The organism is Lysinibacillus sp. GW823-FHT06C08 (genome assembly GCF_058795135.1).
In genome coordinates, this window is sequence record NZ_JBXAHN010000004.1 from 38,733 (window position 1) to 52,633 (window position 13,901).

Consider the following 13,901-nt stretch of genomic DNA (forward strand, 5'->3'; position numbering starts at 1 on the left):
TCAAATTTTTAACTGTAGACTTATTCATCATCACGAATTAAATGCTGTTGTACTCTTGATTTAGGCAAACGCAACATAGTCACTAAGCCGAAATCATCCAGTGCGTTTTGTCCCTTAATCGCATCTTCCGGTACCCATACTTCTAATTTGATTCGATGGTAGCCTTTGCTTTTACCTGTTTTACTTGGAGCATGTACTGAACAGTTACCTGACATTGGTGCTAGCACTAACATGCTATCAGGATTGCTATGCTTTACTTGTTTTGCTACTTTCGTTACTGTTTCATCAGTTACATCAAAAATTACACTTCTCAATTTACTATCCCCTTTACATAAATTTGATTAAATCATTTTTGGTAATCTAAAATATCTCCCACACTACAATTCAGTACCTTGCAAATTGCCTCTAAATCTTTTATCTTCACACTATTTGAACGGCCATAATACAGTGTTCTTAGCGTTGTCATTGGAATGTCTGTCCTAGTGTGGATGTCTCGTATTTTTAAGCCACGTTCAGCCAATAAAACAGCTAGTCGAATTTTAATCATTGCTACCTCCTATAACAGCCCATCTTGCCTCTCACAAACCGCAAAACTACCACTAACCTTGAGCACCCTATAATTCGGGTATCTAGTCATGTATTGCAGCACCAAACGTCTGAGTTCATCGTTATCCTTCGCCTGCTCAAATATCCAAGCAGGCAGAAGGACTTTGTGGGGTACGTTATTCATCCAATTGCACCGCCTAATCTAATAGATACTCAATTTCGAATGTGCCATTAAGTTTCTTAGTCCCTCGGCAAAATTCGCACTTGTCGCATCGATGTGCATTTTTACGTCCTAACTTTGCATCTATGATGCTTGGTAGCATCGATTGAACATATTCTTTCTCGAAGTCGAAACGGCCTGAATCAAAGTCTAAAACGGCTTTATCAGGTGGTGATTCTTTTGTAACTGCCACAATATATGGAGCATAGTAACGACCAGTGTTTTGAAAAATGATTTCTCGATACACCCACATCTGCAGCACATAATCAAAGGCTTGTACAAACGAAACCCAAGTATTATATTTTTCGCTCCAGTAACGCTTTCGAAGCTCTTGCGTGCTCTTTAAATCACTAAAGAATCCACGGTCATGATTGATGTTATCGACTTTGATTTTCCACTCTACTCCGAATAATTCACCTGTATAAATGACCTCTTTCTCGCCCTGTAAAGCAAACATGCAAAACTCGTCATTTTTGATGGTTTCAATCATGTCATCAGCTTTTTCATAGTCCTTATACTTGTTGCCACGATTGTTAAAAATGGTGTTGTGGTTCTGTTCTAGAAATTCAGTAAATGCCATATCACTTTCAAAGGCAGCATGTAAGTACGAACCAACCATTAATGCTGTAGAAGGAGGACGAGTAAAATCGCCCCTTACCTCTGCAAATGTTCTAGCTTCACATTCCATAGCGCTCTTAAACTGTGACACTGACATGTAGTTCTGATTTGCCTCATTAGAGTGATAGTTCTGGCTGTTCAATTGGAATGTCGTTTGGAGCATCTGATTTCACCTCTGTTTTCGGCTGTTCTTGTTTTTCCTTATTGAAATCAGCAGCAAGGTCACTTGGTTTTTGTTTTCCAACATCTTTATCAAACCAATCTTCAACTTTTGACATGCCATCACATAATGAATTGTAGATTTTACCTAAATCAATATAGTCTCTTTCAGTAAAAGCATTGATGTTATAACCAAATCTGTCCTCAATCATTTCCTGAGTAACCTTAAAGTTTTCTTTTAGGATTTTTAAAGCGTTAGCTAAACGATCTTTCAACGGCTCTGAGTTGTTACCTTCTAATGTTAGATTGCATTCTTTAACAGCCATTTCTACTACATCACCAGGAATAACTCCCATAATGCATGCACGTAATCTACGAGCTCCATCACTAGCGACACGTTCGTATATATCTCTTGGGTCAGTTAATGTCTTTAAACCATTACGTGTTCCAACAGCATGTTTCACTGTAAACACTTTTTCCTGACGCACATTTGTTTCTAGATCCCAGCAATATGCCATTGCCACTGATTCACCGTTTTTTTGCTCTAGTTCTTTGATTCCGAATGAAAGATTTCCCCAATTTTGTGCCAAGACTTCTGCTAGTCTAATAGACGGTCCTGATACCATTGTTTTACCTTTTGGATAGTTATACGTTGCAGTCTCAGCTAATGACTTTCGTTTACAGGCATCTAAAATACGTCGCTCTGCTTCTATATAATTTCTCGGAAACTGTTTTGCTAAGAAAATAGCACCTTTCACTTCTTCCATTTCGCGAGAAGCACTAGCTTGAGCTAGCGTTCCTCCTGCTTGAGGTTGTTGGTAGGAAGTCCGATTATTGTACTGTTCTGCTAAGTTACTCATTGAAATTCCTCCTGTAATGCGCTATAATTGCGCTAAATATTTGATTTGTAAGCCACTATTCCGAGTAGTGGTTTATTTTTTTGTATGAGCAAGTCCATACTGCTCCTCCACATAAGCAATAACCTCGGTATCATTCATGTCATAAGTTGATTCATCCCTATATCCAACAGCCAAATAATCACTGATATTATCGATGTGTACTATCGCATCACCGATTTCAAAGAATACGTCACCACAGGCTATGAAACTACCGAAATCATCGTGCATTTCAAAGCTTATAGAAGGCTCATAATGTGGCGATGGATATTCAATACGACCAAGTACCATTGGGTTTTCTACTTCTAGCAAAGCACTCACGCTATCGCCTCCTTCTGCTTTCTTAAAATTTCTGCATAAGTTGCTGTAACATAACTTGTGTAGCGTACATTACCCTCAACAGCCACTAAAGTAAGAATGATTCCTGTAAATTCACTAGTAATGTCATACTCAGCAAATCGCTCCTCAAAATCTTCTGTATCCAGCCTTATCTCACGCATTTTTGGCTTAAATTGAGCAATACTCATATCTTCACCTCTTTCTGATGGCATCCCATCAAGCAACTTACAACGGCAAAGCATAACCGTAGGGAGACGGTGCTGTAAGCTGCTTGACGAGGGCGAGATAATTCTCGCAATCATCTGATTTTGTGATATAATTGGTTTATCGATTCTATATCTTTTTGGCTGCTTAATTCTGAAGAAATTAAGTAGCTTTTTTTATTGCCAATATGTGATGATGATTGGCACTCCGATAATAAGCATCGCAATAACAGTACTGATGCAAAACTTTCTGTGTGATTCTGGTACATCGTCCTCTGGCAAGTAAAAATAGTTATCAAGCCATTTCCACAACCTTCTTCACCACCTTCGCCTTTTTCCCTTGCAAGTTTAGTTCATCCGTAATTGACCACAATCCCTTACGTCTATGAAGTTTTTCAAGGTGTTCCAGTGAATTATGTAGGTCTCGCTCTAGTTGTTTTGCTATGTCTGTTTCACCTTTTCTTGCTAGCATTACGATTTCTATTGCTAGATCTTCGATACGTCTATTTTCACGTTCGATTTGTTCATCTATATTCATTTGATAAATCCTGCTTTCTGTAAGTACTTATAGTGATCCATCCAAACCCCTGTGTAGCTAATGCCAAGATGCTCTGTAGTAACTGCGATAAAGTTCGCTAGTGCTGTAGCTGCCTCAACTGCCTCCTCGATCATGTCCATGATGTTCTTCCTTTCGAAGTGTTCAATAGCATCACCAGGTTTTGCAAGACTTGTACTAGTTATAGAATCCAAGGCTTCTTGAAGTTCTTCTATTGTTTTCTCACGTACACTACACCTATGAAGGTCTACATTTGGTCCGTTTAACCATATTGGTCCCGTACCTGTATATTGATGTTGTACAGCAAGCGCAAACTTGGGATCATCGAACTTCTCTACGATGCTTTTACTTATATCTGCAGGGACCTTACTACGGCCATTTTCGTATTTGGAGATAGCCTCTCTCCCTACTCCAAAATCAAAACCGAACCGTAATTGTGTTTCATCTCCCCTAATCTCTTTCATTACCTCGCCAACTAAATTTCCAGTAACAGTCATATTTCCATTCCTTTCTTTTTTGAATAAGTCACATTTCATAGAAAAGTTAACTTGTAAGAGACCGCACTTTGTATAAATTCTCTGTATAATAATGGTTAAGAGGTAGATTTGCCCCTACCTCTTAGATTTCTACTAGATTGGTAGTTTGATTTATCTTGAGGCCATTTGCCCTGGCCTCTCCTATGCTCTTAATAATCTAAGACTTTCATTTTCACTCACATAGATACCAAGACGTGAGTTCATGTACATTACATTTTTATCTCGCCATTCCAGCACTTTATCCCTTGGATAACGAGCTGTTAGAGCATGACATTTAGGAAATCCATCCATGCGGATGATCTTTTCTACAGTTGGTAACTCACACTGAAATATTTGAGCTACATGTTCTTTTTTTAAGTTTGATGGTAGAGATAATTCAAATCTCATACTTTCTCTACAATCTTCTACACCTTGTTGATACGCTCGATGTAAAAAATCAACTAGCTCCGCTTTAAGTAGCTCCGCTTTTAATTCTTCGATTGTTAGATTCATAGTTTCGCCTCCAATCTCAGGCGCTGAAATAGCGCCTTCCTCTATTTAGACTCTCGTTCTTGATGCTTTAATACATCGGCGATAGCGTAATAAATTTCCTGTAATTCATCCGGTGAAAGAATTACACCAGCTACACCAACTTCTTTAAAATTGCTATCCATATCTCGTAAAACTACGTGAATGATACCTTGTTCACCATCACTTTCAAGTTCGAATAAAGTGTGACTTGCTGGACCTTCTATCGTTACTTTTACTTCTTTATTACTCATTGGTTAAACCTCCATTAATCTATTTGTGGGAATACGCATCCTAAAGTCGTTAAAACATAATCCATGACACTTTCTAAATGTTCTTCACGGCTTGCAATATAATCGCGCGTCCCATGCTCATCTATAATTTTTGTTGGGTAAGCTTTGCGCCTATCGCATAAAACGCTGTTCATAATGTCGCAAACCTCTTGCAAAACTTCTGACTGATCCTTTGTAAGAAGATTGACTACTCTCGACATATCACTTCACCAACTTTAATTGCAATTGCGTGTTGTAATGTTCGATTCCAAGGCGCATTTCTGTTCTTGGTTGCCACATAAACAAGAATTTCATACCATCTTCAAACTTGTTTTTTGGTAGATCTCTAAATTCATTGATATCAAAATAGTCTTTGAACTCACCCCAACATGCGGAGAACAACTTTTTATTCAAATGTTTGTACGCGTTACTTTCTTTGCCACCAAGTGCTTCATATACTTTCTCTGCAACTTTTTTTCGGATTACTTTTGCTTGTGAACTTGTGATGTGAAGGTTGTCTCGTAATTCCTCGATGTCAGCCTTAACCTCTTTCACTTCCGTTTGAATTGTTTGTACCGTTTTACGTGTTTCAAGTGCTGCTTCTAAAGCCAGAGTAATAGGATCATGCGGTTGTTGTTTCGGCAAGAATGCCTCTGCTAATACTTCTTTAGCTTTAAGTTGATATTTCACTAGATTTTCAACAGCCTTCGGGTTATTTTCTTGCATCGATGGCGTAATAGAAATCTTCGCTAACCATAATGGAAGGAAATCTAATTCAATACACAAAACATCTTGAATACCGCCGTTTGTAGGGAGGGTTAAATTTCGCCCCCCTTTAGAAAGCACTAAATCATTTTGAATTTTATTACGCTCGTTCTTGATTTGGTCACGTGTTAAGCCTATTCCTTCGCACGCCCATTTGACTGCTGCATAAATTTTTCCGTCTGTAATTTTAGCTGCTAATAATTCGTGTTCACCAAACGGTACTAATTTTTGTTCAACTACTGTTAATTGATTCATGATAAAACCTCCTATGTTTTAGAATTTTCCAATCTGCTAAACTATTGGTAGATTGGAGGTGAAAATATATGAAATTAAATTTTGATGCTATGCGCGAGTTAATGTTTGTAATAGAAGAACAACCTAGCAACATAGATGTTAATGTAGTTGTCTTTGACTCTCGACTTGAGCGATTTGATAAAAATGAACTTGGTTATGCTATTGAAAAATTAATTGAATCTAATCTTTTGAACGGACAAGTTGGAAAATCGAAAACTGGCACACAGTTACTTATTCATTCAATCAGTATAGAAGGTCATCAATTCATAGATGCAATCCGACAAGATACCGTTTGGAATAAAACGAAAGAAACTGCTTCCAAAGTGGGTGCGGCCACTATTAGAGAAATCGGTTCGATTGTGTTTGGTTCTGTCAAAGAATTGTTTTAAAATCTAAACCTTTGACTTTGGCGTAGAATTTTACTGTCACTTCGGAAATGTTATTAACATCTGATTTAATGGTAACGTCTATCAACTTTTCAACTTCCATACCATTAATAAAGAAACCATTTTCGAGTGACACTACGTCATAGTCAAATTCGTCGAAGCTATAACGCGGGTACTTTTTAACCAACCCACTAACATCCTTTTCGTTTAAGTAGCCAGCAGCAATGAGTAAGTTAATATAGCTTACTTCCTCATTCTGTTCACTGATTTTCCTAAGTACTTGTGAGGTTGGTGCGTCAATTAATACCCCTTTTTTCAAACAAGTTAAATGATTAAGTGAAAGGCCTATTTTTTGGGCAAATTCATAATCTGACGTTTCTCCTTGTGCTGACTCAATTAAATTAATCAAATTCATTGTTTCACCACTTAGTATTGTCTCAGGTGGCATCTCTTTTAATTTCTGTTCCACATTCACACCCCTTTTTGCTTATGCAATTTTATTGGAATCGCAATTTGCGATTTCGATATCAAAAAAAATTTCATCCAACGTCACACCGAATAGCTCTCTTATTTTTGGTAGATATTTAGTTGGTAAAACACGATGACCGTTTTCGATTTGACAATAGTAGTTTGCTGAAATGCCAATTGATTTTGCCACAAATTTTTGCTGGATACCTCTTGTTTTGCGCAATTGTTTAAGGTTGTTTTGTACAATTGGTTTTTCTTTCATGATTAACACCCCCTTAATTTTCGCAAATTGCGATTCGATTAATTACACTTTAACATCGCAAAATGAGATTGTCAAACTTTTTTATCACATTATGCGAATATTTATATAAAAAATCGAGAATTGCGATATTATTTATAATAACGATTACATAGAAAGGTTGTTTTTCATGGGCGAAGATATTTTAGCTAGACGCTTAAGAGCGCTGCGAGAAGAACATGGTTACCTCCAGAAATTTGTTGCTGATAAATTAGGTATTAAAAGCAATACTTTGTCCGGATATGAAAACGGAACAAGGTCGCCTGATCCATCAATGTTATCTGACTTAGCAGACTTGTATAATGTCTCTATAGACTACCTATTAGGAAGAACGGATAATAAAGAAGCTTTACATAAACAAGCTGGTATATCGGACGATGATTACAACAGCCTTAACCCATACCAAAAAGAAGTTATTAATTTCTTTTTAACTAGAGAGAATTTGTTTTTCAAAAACCAACCTGAAAATTTACTTGATGCTCTAGAGCAATTCGAAATTTATTACGAGGTGTGGAAGAAGCAGCAAGAGAATAAGAAGTGATTTTACATTTTTATGTAGGTTTTCCAGATATTTAAAAAAATTCGCCTTTCCAATGGTGGATTTTTTTGTTAACATAAATAGAACATACGTTTGCAAAAGAGGGATGATATGATTTTTGTTTATACTCATTTAGAAGACTACATAAAAGATTTATTCACTAGCATTAATGTGATGTATCCAAAGCAATTGGATCCAATGATAATTGGCCATAAACTCGGCTACGAGGTCATTTACTTACCTATTGATTCAGTAAGTTATGACAACATCATTTATATAGACTCACGATTATCCGAGCAGGAACAATGGCAAGAATTTTGCCATGAGTTAGGCCATGTAATCTCACATTCTGGCAACCAAACAAAAACACCTCCTTTGTTTAGAGAGTACCAGGAATGGAAAGCAAATAATTTTGCTCTACAAGCATGTGTACCAACATTCATGCTAAATAAAATCAAGCTTCCTATAAATGAAGAAAAGGCTATTAATAAAATTTCTCTACTATTTAATGTTGAATACGATTTCGCACAAAAAAGGCTTAATCATTATCTTAACAATCATTTTTTTAGCGATTGTACTCTTCTTGAAAGGAGCTGTTAGCAGTGGGATATGTACAAAAAATAAGTAAAAATAAATTCAAACTCATCGCAGATTTAGGTTATCGAGGTAATCGCCGTATTCGTAAAACTAAAAATATAGAAGCCAAAAGCGAAAAAGAAGCGATGCGCCAACTAATACTGTTTGAAGAAGAAATGAAGCAAAATAAGGATGTTTATTTTAGTGATATTGAATCAATTACATTAAATCATCTTTTTCCACGATGGAAAGATAATTATGCTAAACAACATTATAGTGCACGATCTTTTCACGATAACTGTACGCATTTAGAAAAACGCATCCTCCCTATTTTCGGTGATATCAAATTAAAGGATATTAAAAAAGTAGATGTAGTGTTTTTTGTAGGTGATTTACAGAAGAAAAAACGAAGATTAGACGGCAAAGAAAGCGAGTTAGCCCCTTCCACTGTTCATAATATTTACAAGGCGTTCGCTAGTATTATGAATGTAGCAGTTGAATGGAATTTAATTGAAGAGAGTCCTTGTAAAAATATAAAGCTACCAAAACTAAAATATGAAGAAGGTAAGGCCTACAGCGAGGAACAAGTTAAATTATTGTTTGAACGATTAAATAATAGAGAGACTGCTGAAAAACGCTTGTTAGTTGAACTAGCCGTGGTAAGTGCTGCTCGACAAGGTGAACTAGTTGCCATTGAAGAAAAACATTTAAACGTCGAAAACAATACCTTATTAATAGAACAAGCTTTAGTTAATTTAACTGGAGATGGAATTATCGTAAAAGAAACAAAAGGTAAAAGAAAACGAGTAGTTACTATTCCTTCAAATATTATGAATGATTTAGTAACGCTGGCTGCAGTGAAAAAATATCAATTAGAAGAGGTTGGCGATGAACGAGTATGGGAAGGACATACTTTTCTTTTTTCAAATGATTTTGGTAAACCTTATCGACCAGATTCAATAAGTCAGTGGTGGGATCGTTTTATGAAAAAGAATCCTGATTTACCTAGAATTCGTTTTCACGATTTAAGACACACTTCTGCTACCCTTTTGATTCATGCTGGTGAACATCCAAAAGTTATTCAGTCGAGATTAGGTCATTCAAATATCACAACTACCATGAATACTTATGGACATCTTTTACAAGAAACAGATCAGCGAGCAAGTTCCCACTTTGATAAACTTTTTAATGATAAAGATTGATTTGGGCACCTCTTGGGCACCAAACAAAGAATTATACATTCTTGCATAAAAATAAAAAGCCTTACAACCGTTGTGGCTGTAAGGCTTTTATTGACGTCCCAGGAGGGATTCGAACCCCCGACCGACGGCTTAGAAGGCCGTTGCTCTATCCTGCTGAGCTACTGAGACATGATGTCGTTTCTTATGTATTCCATAGGAAGGACAATACTTATTATATGTATTATATGGCGTAATGTCAACATTAATTTTACTATGTAGGCAAGGTTTCCCTCATCTATGTTTTATCATATGTTTTCACCATATAGATTATACCATTTTTTTACCTTATCGATAGGTCGAACATGAAAATTTTTGTTAAAATATTGGCTAGAAATCAATGGGAGGTATGTAGATGTTTAAGGATGCTGTTGTAGTTGTTACTGGTGGTGCACAAGGAATAGGCAAGGGCATTGTGCTAGCGTATGCACGACAGGGTGCGAAGGTGGTTATTGCTGATATCAATAAGGGATTAGGTCAGCAATTAGAGACGGATTTGGTCGATCAGGGCTTCTCTGTCATCTTTGTTCCTACGGATGTGGCGAAGGAACAGGATATTGTTTCATTGATGCGACGAGCGGTCGCACAATATGGGTCGATTCATATATTCATTAATAATGCTGGAAAGTTTCAACATACATCCCCTTATGATATTACGTGGGAGGAGTGGAACGATCTCTTGCAAACGAATTTAACAAGTGCCTTTTTCTGTGCAAGGGAGGCTGCGAAAGTGATGAGGCACAATGCCAAAGGAGGCTCGATTGTATGTCTAGCCTCTACACGGGCTGAAATGTCTGAACCTTTTACTGAAGCCTATACCGCTACAAAAGGTGGGATTGTGGCATTGACTCATGCTTTAGCACGATCGTTTGGTCCTGATCAGATTACTGTGAATTGTATTTCGCCTGGGTGGATTGAGACTGGCAATTATGAGGAACTTCGTCCGATTGACCATGCGCAGCATTTATCAGGGAGAGTGGGTGTGCCAGAGGATATTGCTCAAGCATGTCTTTATTTAACAAATCCGTTGAATGATTTTGTTACGGGCATTAACTTAACGGTCGACGGTGGGATGACGAAGAAAATGATGTACGAGGATTGATGCTAGATCTCCTCCCTTGGCCTTCTTTGCTTTCATACATAGAGCTACCTGGGAGTATGCTAGTGTAGGAAAAAGAATGAAAAGGAGTGAGGTTTTGTACCCTTATTCAAATGGGTTTTCATTAAGCCAATTGTATCAATCCCCCTCTACGCAATACACAGCACCGATTCGTCATTTTTTACGTTCAGCTGATAATCGACGCTGTATTAGTAAAGCAGAGGCGGATTATATGGCGATGAATCGGCTACTGTGGATGGAGCATGTAAATTGGACACGGATGACGATTATTAGCATCGTTTTCAATTTGCCCGATTTACCCTTTGTACAGCAGCGTTTGTTACGAAATGCAACCGATTTAGGGAATTGCCTCCGTCCCTTTTATGGTGACTCTATAGCAGATCGATATGCAGCTTTAATTAAAGAGCATCTTGTGATTGCAGCTCAGTTAGTGACTGCTGCTACTAAAGGAGATACAGCGACGGCTGAGGCAAAAGAGAGAGATTGGTATCGTAATGCTGACGATATTGCACAATTTTTGCATACGATCAATCCTTATTTAAGTATGGAGGCCGTACAAAAGATGTTTTATATGCATTTGGCTTTAACAAAGAATGAAGCTGTGACCATGATTCAAAAAGATTATCAAGCTGACGTGGACATATTTGATGAAGTTGAGGCTGAGGCACTTGCCATGTCAGATATGATTGCCGGCGCTATTGTCATGCAATTTTGTTATCTCTTTTAAAATAAAAACAGTTTTTTTCTCTCACTTACAAAAAACAAGGTCTATTTTTGTATAGATCTTGTTTTCCGTTGTTCAATCACTGGAGGAAAAACTTTTGCCTCTTTTGTCTTTGCATAATGTGCAATGGGTCGTGTCCCTTGAAAGGTTCCCTTCATAAAAGAAGCTAACGTATTGCTTTGAATCTTTACTTCAGCTTGTTGTAAGTCCCACGGTGTATGTTGAATATCAATACGAAATAATGTATCGTTCCATTTTGCCCATGAATGGTAACGTTCTACAAGCCATTGGTCAAAATTAGTTTGAGTGTTGTTCCCTATTGTATAGGACACCCTCAATCTTTCATCCAATGTTTTATAATAGCTCGTATAGGTGTTGTCATTATCCCTTTGCTTTCCTTCAATTTTTGAGTATCGATAGGGTAAGCTGACTAATGCCGTTATTTTTGAGAAGACATAATTAGTCACATCTAAATGAAAAAAATAGATTCCTTTCTTGCCCTCAAATTCTACATATGTTCGTACATTCAATTGTAAGGAAGTATTCAAGCCAGGAATGGGTGGTAGAAATCGCATGCGATGCCTATGGACTTTAAAAAGTACCGCACTTACCCAGGCATCTTCTGCGAATAGATCTAGCGTCAGTTCTGGAGGTATATGTTTTTCTAATTCTGGGGGTGATACTGGCCAATGTAAAAATAGGACATCCTGCCATGTCTGTGCTATCATCCACATAGTAAAACTCCTTTCTATGCCCATTTTTTCCTAGAAAGGAGTTATTCAAACAATATAGCTATTTTTGAATCTGCTCAGCCGCTTCTATTTCTACATAGCGATAATATAAATTTCGTAATTCAGATTCTTTAAATAACCCTAGATGACTTTTAAGTTGTGGATGTACTAAAATGCCATGTGTTCGTAGCTCTTTTACAAACCAACCTTTTGAATATTTATGCACCGAATCCATTCTCCTTTACCTTTATTCATACATAGGGTATGCGTTTGGTTTGTGTAGGGTGCCATTGCACAATAAAAAAACGAGAGGAGCCATTCCTCTCGTTGTCTACTTATGTGCCACAAAAAGTTCGATAAGGTTGATTAGACGGTTCTGGTAATGAAGCATATTCCTGTTGTTCATGCGTGTGGGCAAAGGGCTGTGCCAGAGCTGTCACTAATTTATTCATCACACTATAGTCTCCCCGCTCTACAGCCGCTTCCAATGCCTCCTCCACCCTGTGATTACGTGGAATAATGGCGGGATTATGCTGACGCATCAATTGTTGTGACGTGTCTTTTGTTTGTGACTGTCTTGCTAATCGTGCAAGCCATTTTTGATGCCAGTCTTTAAATGCTGACGACTTCCATAACGAGGTTTTATCGATTTGGTCAAAGCTTAGGGCGATGAACGTATTAGTATAATCCGCTCTGTCCTGTTGCATGAGCTGTAAAAGTTCTTCTATAAGCTTCATATCCTCTTGCTCTTCATCGAATAACCCTAATTTTGCTCGCATTCCTTTCAGCCAGTTTTGAACGTACAGCTTTGGATATTGTTCTAAGGTAGCTTGAGCAAGTTCAATGGCTTGCTCTTGATTTTCATGAATTAAGGGAAGTAACGCCTCTGCCAAGCGTGTTAAGTTCCAACCACCAATGTTTGGCTGGTTACCATACGCATAACGCCCTTGTCGATCAATTGAACTGAACACTGTCGCTGGGTCATAGGCATCCATAAAGGCACACGGTCCATAATCAATGGTTTCCCCACTGATGGTCATATTATCAGTATTCATGACCCCATGAATGAAGCCCACTAACTGCCACTTTGCTATAAGTGATGCTTGTTTTTTAATGACTTCCTGCAATAAATAAAGATAGCGATTCGTGTCACCGTGTTGATTTGGGTAATGCCGTTCTATGGCATAATCTGCTAAGATTTGGAGTTCTTCATCTGTACCCCATTGTGCTGCATATTGAAAGGTCCCTACCCGTAAATGACTGCTGGCAACTCTCGTAAGGATAGCGCCAGGTAGATCAGTTTCACGGATAATCGTTTCACCTGTACTCACTACCGCTAAACTTCGGGAAGTGGGAATCCCCAACGCAAACATCGCTTCACTAATGATGTACTCCCTAAGCATAGGCCCCAATGCGGCTCTTCCGTCTCCACCACGAGAATAAGGTGTTCTGCCAGACCCTTTTAGTGCGATATCCATGCGTTCATTTAAGGGTGTTATTTGCTCGCCATATAAAAGAGCCCGTCCATCACCTAACATATTAAAATGTCCAAACTGGTGTCCTGCATAAGCCTGCGCAATAGGAATACTACCATCAGGGGCTTTATTACCAGCTAATTCGGCTATGCCCTCTTCACTTTTTAAAGCTTGACTATTTAATCCTAGTGACGCAACTACCGCTTCATTTAACAGGACTAATTCGGGTGAACGAACAGGGTTTAACGTCATACCGGAATAAAAAATACTTGGTAGTTGAACATAGCTATTGTCCATTTTCCAGCCAATTGTCTTTTCCATATTTTCTCCTTTGTTACCTTTTCTATTTATTTTTTCTATTTCAACATCATTCATTCCTAGTCAATTTTACCACCCCATATAAAAATCCGCTTACTTGAAGAGTAATGCGGATTTT

At 37.8% G+C, this 13,901-nt stretch carries 24 protein-coding genes and 1 tRNA gene; 6 read left to right on the forward strand and 19 right to left on the reverse strand.

Annotated features, from left to right (window positions below):
• Positions 1 to 20 precede the first annotated feature (20 nt).
• The 13 genes from AC1Q6O_RS11815 to AC1Q6O_RS11875 all read right to left on the reverse strand — a co-directional run bounded on the left by AC1Q6O_RS11815 (position 21) and on the right by AC1Q6O_RS11875 (position 5,872).
• Complete coding sequence (locus AC1Q6O_RS11815; RefSeq protein ID WP_492401322.1) at positions 21 to 314, reverse strand: hypothetical protein; 294 nt, start codon at positions 312 to 314, stop codon at positions 21 to 23.
• Between the two features lie 32 nt (positions 315 to 346).
• Positions 347 to 547, reverse strand: coding sequence for a helix-turn-helix domain-containing protein (locus AC1Q6O_RS11820; RefSeq protein WP_492401323.1), 201 nt, complete (start codon positions 545 to 547; stop codon positions 347 to 349).
• Positions 548 to 743: 196 nt separating this feature from the next.
• Positions 744 to 1,481: a PD-(D/E)XK nuclease-like domain-containing protein gene (locus AC1Q6O_RS11825; protein WP_492401325.1), complete on the reverse strand. Its 738-nt coding sequence runs from the start codon at positions 1,479 to 1,481 to the stop codon at positions 744 to 746.
• A gap of 19 nt (positions 1,482 to 1,500) precedes the next feature.
• Positions 1,501 to 2,403 carry a hypothetical protein gene (locus AC1Q6O_RS11830; protein WP_492401327.1) on the reverse strand — a complete coding sequence of 301 codons (903 nt, stop codon included), beginning with the start codon at positions 2,401 to 2,403 and terminating at the stop codon, positions 1,501 to 1,503.
• A gap of 72 nt (positions 2,404 to 2,475) precedes the next feature.
• Positions 2,476 to 2,760 (reverse strand): YqaI family protein, encoded by a 285-nt coding sequence (locus tag AC1Q6O_RS11835; protein WP_342550495.1) that lies wholly within the window; start codon positions 2,758 to 2,760, stop codon positions 2,476 to 2,478.
• Complete coding sequence (locus tag AC1Q6O_RS11840; protein WP_342550496.1) at positions 2,757 to 2,966, reverse strand: hypothetical protein; 210 nt, start codon at positions 2,964 to 2,966, stop codon at positions 2,757 to 2,759. The genes AC1Q6O_RS11835 and AC1Q6O_RS11840 overlap by 4 nt, the downstream gene beginning before the upstream one ends.
• 192 nt (positions 2,967 to 3,158) lie before the next feature.
• On the reverse strand, positions 3,159 to 3,293 hold the full coding sequence (locus tag AC1Q6O_RS11845; RefSeq protein ID WP_261612760.1) for a hypothetical protein: 135 nt from the start codon (positions 3,291 to 3,293) through the stop codon (positions 3,159 to 3,161).
• Positions 3,277 to 3,519 carry a hypothetical protein gene (locus tag AC1Q6O_RS11850; protein ID WP_342550497.1) on the reverse strand — a complete coding sequence of 81 codons (243 nt, stop codon included), beginning with the start codon at positions 3,517 to 3,519 and terminating at the stop codon, positions 3,277 to 3,279. Before AC1Q6O_RS11850 ends, AC1Q6O_RS11845 begins: the two co-directional genes overlap by 17 nt.
• Positions 3,516 to 4,034 carry a helix-turn-helix transcriptional regulator gene (locus AC1Q6O_RS11855; protein ID WP_342550498.1) on the reverse strand — a complete coding sequence of 173 codons (519 nt, stop codon included), beginning with the start codon at positions 4,032 to 4,034 and terminating at the stop codon, positions 3,516 to 3,518. The genes AC1Q6O_RS11850 and AC1Q6O_RS11855 overlap by 4 nt, the downstream gene beginning before the upstream one ends.
• A 180-nt stretch (positions 4,035 to 4,214) precedes the next feature.
• On the reverse strand, positions 4,215 to 4,565 hold the full coding sequence (locus tag AC1Q6O_RS11860) for a hypothetical protein (protein WP_171365603.1): 351 nt from the start codon (positions 4,563 to 4,565) through the stop codon (positions 4,215 to 4,217).
• Positions 4,566 to 4,606: 41 nt separating this feature from the next.
• Positions 4,607 to 4,834 carry a hypothetical protein gene (locus AC1Q6O_RS11865; RefSeq protein ID WP_193832800.1) on the reverse strand — a complete coding sequence of 76 codons (228 nt, stop codon included), beginning with the start codon at positions 4,832 to 4,834 and terminating at the stop codon, positions 4,607 to 4,609.
• 14 nt (positions 4,835 to 4,848) lie between these two features.
• Entirely contained in the window at positions 4,849 to 5,073 is a 225-nt protein-coding gene (locus AC1Q6O_RS11870; RefSeq protein WP_342550499.1) for a hypothetical protein, read from the reverse strand.
• 1 nt (position 5,074) lies between these two features.
• Complete coding sequence (locus AC1Q6O_RS11875) at positions 5,075 to 5,872, reverse strand: ORF6C domain-containing protein (RefSeq protein ID WP_171365606.1); 798 nt, start codon at positions 5,870 to 5,872, stop codon at positions 5,075 to 5,077.
• A gap of 68 nt (positions 5,873 to 5,940) precedes the next feature.
• On the opposite strand from AC1Q6O_RS11875, the gene AC1Q6O_RS11880 reads away from it, so the two are divergent.
• Positions 5,941 to 6,300, forward strand: a complete 360-nt coding sequence (locus AC1Q6O_RS11880) for a DUF2513 domain-containing protein (protein ID WP_342550500.1) — start codon at positions 5,941 to 5,943, stop codon at positions 6,298 to 6,300.
• Here the strand turns inward: AC1Q6O_RS11880 and AC1Q6O_RS11885 are convergent.
• Together AC1Q6O_RS11885 and AC1Q6O_RS11890 are read right to left on the reverse strand one after the other, a co-directional pair.
• Entirely contained in the window at positions 6,284 to 6,766 is a 483-nt protein-coding gene (locus AC1Q6O_RS11885; RefSeq protein WP_342550501.1) for a hypothetical protein, read from the reverse strand. The genes AC1Q6O_RS11880 and AC1Q6O_RS11885 overlap by 17 nt on opposite strands.
• 18 nt (positions 6,767 to 6,784) lie before the next feature.
• Positions 6,785 to 7,027, reverse strand: a complete 243-nt coding sequence (locus AC1Q6O_RS11890; RefSeq protein ID WP_492401332.1) for a helix-turn-helix domain-containing protein — start codon at positions 7,025 to 7,027, stop codon at positions 6,785 to 6,787.
• 166 nt (positions 7,028 to 7,193) lie between these two features.
• Here AC1Q6O_RS11890 and AC1Q6O_RS11895 point away from each other — a divergent pair, with 166 nt between their 5' ends.
• The 3 genes from AC1Q6O_RS11895 (at position 7,194) to AC1Q6O_RS11905 (ending at position 9,379) form a co-directional block, all read left to right on the forward strand.
• A complete protein-coding gene (locus AC1Q6O_RS11895; RefSeq protein WP_342550503.1) occupies positions 7,194 to 7,604 on the forward strand; it encodes a helix-turn-helix domain-containing protein in 411 nt (136 codons plus the stop codon).
• 108 nt (positions 7,605 to 7,712) lie between these two features.
• Positions 7,713 to 8,201, forward strand: a complete 489-nt coding sequence (locus tag AC1Q6O_RS11900; protein ID WP_342550504.1) for an ImmA/IrrE family metallo-endopeptidase — start codon at positions 7,713 to 7,715, stop codon at positions 8,199 to 8,201.
• A 2-nt stretch (positions 8,202 to 8,203) separates the two neighbouring features.
• Positions 8,204 to 9,379, forward strand: coding sequence for a tyrosine-type recombinase/integrase (locus tag AC1Q6O_RS11905; protein WP_492401335.1), 1,176 nt, complete (start codon positions 8,204 to 8,206; stop codon positions 9,377 to 9,379).
• Positions 9,380 to 9,473: 94 nt separating this feature from the next.
• Here AC1Q6O_RS11905 and AC1Q6O_RS11910 read toward each other — a convergent pair.
• Positions 9,474 to 9,547: transfer RNA gene (locus tag AC1Q6O_RS11910), tRNA-Arg, on the reverse strand.
• 223 nt (positions 9,548 to 9,770) lie between these two features.
• On the opposite strand from AC1Q6O_RS11910, the gene AC1Q6O_RS11915 reads away from it, so the two are divergent.
• Positions 9,771 to 10,517 carry an SDR family NAD(P)-dependent oxidoreductase gene (locus tag AC1Q6O_RS11915; RefSeq protein WP_089985742.1) on the forward strand — a complete coding sequence of 249 codons (747 nt, stop codon included), beginning with the start codon at positions 9,771 to 9,773 and terminating at the stop codon, positions 10,515 to 10,517.
• A 76-nt stretch (positions 10,518 to 10,593) separates the two neighbouring features.
• Complete coding sequence (locus tag AC1Q6O_RS11920) at positions 10,594 to 11,262, forward strand: hypothetical protein (protein ID WP_492401338.1); 669 nt, start codon at positions 10,594 to 10,596, stop codon at positions 11,260 to 11,262.
• A 41-nt stretch (positions 11,263 to 11,303) separates the two neighbouring features.
• Here AC1Q6O_RS11920 and AC1Q6O_RS11925 read toward each other — a convergent pair whose 3' ends face one another.
• From AC1Q6O_RS11925 to AC1Q6O_RS11935, 3 genes are all read right to left on the reverse strand, one after another.
• The gene (locus AC1Q6O_RS11925; RefSeq protein WP_008179141.1) at positions 11,304 to 11,993 is read right to left on the reverse strand and encodes a YqjF family protein; all 690 of its coding nucleotides are present in this window, start codon (positions 11,991 to 11,993) and stop codon (positions 11,304 to 11,306) included.
• Between the two features lie 58 nt (positions 11,994 to 12,051).
• Entirely contained in the window at positions 12,052 to 12,225 is a 174-nt protein-coding gene (locus AC1Q6O_RS11930; protein WP_008179143.1) for a DUF2639 domain-containing protein, read from the reverse strand.
• Between the two features lie 100 nt (positions 12,226 to 12,325).
• On the reverse strand, positions 12,326 to 13,840 hold the full coding sequence (locus tag AC1Q6O_RS11935; protein WP_492401341.1) for a protein adenylyltransferase SelO: 1,515 nt from the start codon (positions 13,838 to 13,840) through the stop codon (positions 12,326 to 12,328).
• Positions 13,841 to 13,901: the final 61 nt, after the last annotated feature.

Bases quoted from the DNA above. Each gene is read 5' to 3' on its own strand.
- AC1Q6O_RS11820 (WP_492401323.1), bottom strand. From the start codon at position 547: ATGATTAAAATTCGACTAGCTGTTTTATTGGCTGAACGTGGCTTAAAA.
- AC1Q6O_RS11825 (WP_492401325.1), bottom strand. From the start codon at position 1,481: ATGTCAGTGTCACAGTTTAAGAGCGCTATGGAATGTGAAGCTAGAACA.
- AC1Q6O_RS11830 (WP_492401327.1), bottom strand. From the start codon at position 2,403: ATGAGTAACTTAGCAGAACAGTACAATAATCGGACTTCCTACCAACAA.
- AC1Q6O_RS11840 (WP_342550496.1), bottom strand. From the start codon at position 2,966: ATGAGTATTGCTCAATTTAAGCCAAAAATGCGTGAGATAAGGCTGGAT.
- AC1Q6O_RS11850 (WP_342550497.1), bottom strand. From the start codon at position 3,519: ATGAATATAGATGAACAAATCGAACGTGAAAATAGACGTATCGAAGAT.
- AC1Q6O_RS11855 (WP_342550498.1), bottom strand. From the start codon at position 4,034: ATGACTGTTACTGGAAATTTAGTTGGCGAGGTAATGAAAGAGATTAGG.
- AC1Q6O_RS11860 (WP_171365603.1), bottom strand. From the start codon at position 4,565: ATGAATCTAACAATCGAAGAATTAAAAGCGGAGCTACTTAAAGCGGAG.
- AC1Q6O_RS11865 (WP_193832800.1), bottom strand. From the start codon at position 4,834: ATGAGTAATAAAGAAGTAAAAGTAACGATAGAAGGTCCAGCAAGTCAC.
- AC1Q6O_RS11870 (WP_342550499.1), bottom strand. From the start codon at position 5,073: ATGTCGAGAGTAGTCAATCTTCTTACAAAGGATCAGTCAGAAGTTTTG.
- AC1Q6O_RS11875 (WP_171365606.1), bottom strand. From the start codon at position 5,872: ATGAATCAATTAACAGTAGTTGAACAAAAATTAGTACCGTTTGGTGAA.
- AC1Q6O_RS11880 (WP_342550500.1), top strand. From the start codon at position 5,941: ATGAAATTAAATTTTGATGCTATGCGCGAGTTAATGTTTGTAATAGAA.
- AC1Q6O_RS11890 (WP_492401332.1), bottom strand. From the start codon at position 7,027: ATGAAAGAAAAACCAATTGTACAAAACAACCTTAAACAATTGCGCAAA.
- AC1Q6O_RS11895 (WP_342550503.1), top strand. From the start codon at position 7,194: ATGGGCGAAGATATTTTAGCTAGACGCTTAAGAGCGCTGCGAGAAGAA.
- AC1Q6O_RS11900 (WP_342550504.1), top strand. From the start codon at position 7,713: ATGATTTTTGTTTATACTCATTTAGAAGACTACATAAAAGATTTATTC.
- AC1Q6O_RS11915 (WP_089985742.1), top strand. From the start codon at position 9,771: ATGTTTAAGGATGCTGTTGTAGTTGTTACTGGTGGTGCACAAGGAATA.
- AC1Q6O_RS11920 (WP_492401338.1), top strand. From the start codon at position 10,594: ATGAAAAGGAGTGAGGTTTTGTACCCTTATTCAAATGGGTTTTCATTA.
- AC1Q6O_RS11925 (WP_008179141.1), bottom strand. From the start codon at position 11,993: ATGTGGATGATAGCACAGACATGGCAGGATGTCCTATTTTTACATTGG.
- AC1Q6O_RS11930 (WP_008179143.1), bottom strand. From the start codon at position 12,225: ATGGATTCGGTGCATAAATATTCAAAAGGTTGGTTTGTAAAAGAGCTA.
- AC1Q6O_RS11935 (WP_492401341.1), bottom strand. From the start codon at position 13,840: ATGAATGATGTTGAAATAGAAAAAATAAATAGAAAAGGTAACAAAGGA.